Consider the following 1,115-nt stretch of genomic DNA (forward strand, 5'->3'; position numbering starts at 1 on the left):
GAGAGAAGAGACCCCCGTGCGCCTCCGCAGCCCCCTCGTGACCGGCTCCGCCGTTCTGCTCGTCGCCGGCCTCGCCGCCTGCTCCCCCGACTCCGCGGGCGCCGCACCCGCCGGTGGCGACGGCGACGGCCCCACCGTGGTCACCGTCGGCACCCTCAAGGGCCAGCCGCACCTGTACGCCCCGTTCCTCTACGAGGACCTGGCGCCCGAGGGCGTCGAGTTCGAGGTCGTGCAGTTCGACACCTCCCCCGACATCAAGAACGCCGTGGTCAGCGGCAACATCGACTTCGGCGTCGCCGGCGTCCCGTCCGCCGTGTCCGGCGCGGCCGCGGGCCAGGACGTCGTGGTGGTCGCCGCGGCGGCCGACGGCGGCTCCGGCATCATCGGCCGCGAGGGCCTGGACGGCGTCGAGTCGCTGGCCGGCCTGACCGTCGGGTACCCGCAGGGCTCGTCGCAGGAGATCCTGCTCCGGCTGACCCTCGAGGCGGCGGGGATGGACGCCGACGAGGACCTCGAGCTGGTCAACCTGCCGTTCTCCGACATGGCGGGCGCCCTGGCGGCCGGCCGGATCGACGCGTTCGCCTCCGCCGAGCTCGGCCCGTCGACCGCGCTGCAGGCCGGCGCCGTCGAGGTCGCCTCGCCGTACGACACCCCGGTCGGCCGCGTGAACATCGGCCTCTACACGACCGGCGAGCTCATCGAGAGCGACCCCGAGCTGGTGCAGCAGGTCGTCGACACCCACGTGCGGGCCACCGAGCAGATGGCCGCCGACCCCCAGGCGTGGGCGGACGGCGTGGTCGCCGAGTTCGGCATCGACCAGGCCGTCGTCGACACCGCGGTGCAGAACATCTGGCCGCGCTGGGAGATCGACGACGAGTACGTCGCGCAGGTCGGCGCGCTCATCGAGCAGATGGCCCTCCTGAAGCAGATCGACGGCGACGTGGACACCGACACGCTGCTCGACACCACGTTCGTCGAGGCCACCGAGGCCGGCGGCGACTCCTGACCACCCGGTGCGCCGGCCCGGCCCCGGGCCGGCGCACCCCGCCCGCGAGGGAGACCCCATGACCAGCACCGAGGCCACCCCGGCGGCACCGGCGACCGCCGGCCCCTCG

At 74.5% G+C, this 1,115-nt stretch carries 1 protein-coding gene; it reads left to right on the plus strand.

The features are described 5' to 3' along the window. Nucleotides 1-1,006: ABC transporter substrate-binding protein (locus G6556_RS18900; RefSeq protein WP_346775013.1), on the plus strand; the 1,006-nt coding region annotated here is incomplete at its 5' end. Nucleotides 1,007-1,115: the final 109 nt, after the last annotated feature.

It is taken from the genome of Cellulomonas sp. IC4_254 (assembly GCF_011603975.1).
Classification (GTDB): Bacteria; Actinomycetota; Actinomycetes; order Actinomycetales; family Cellulomonadaceae; genus Cellulomonas.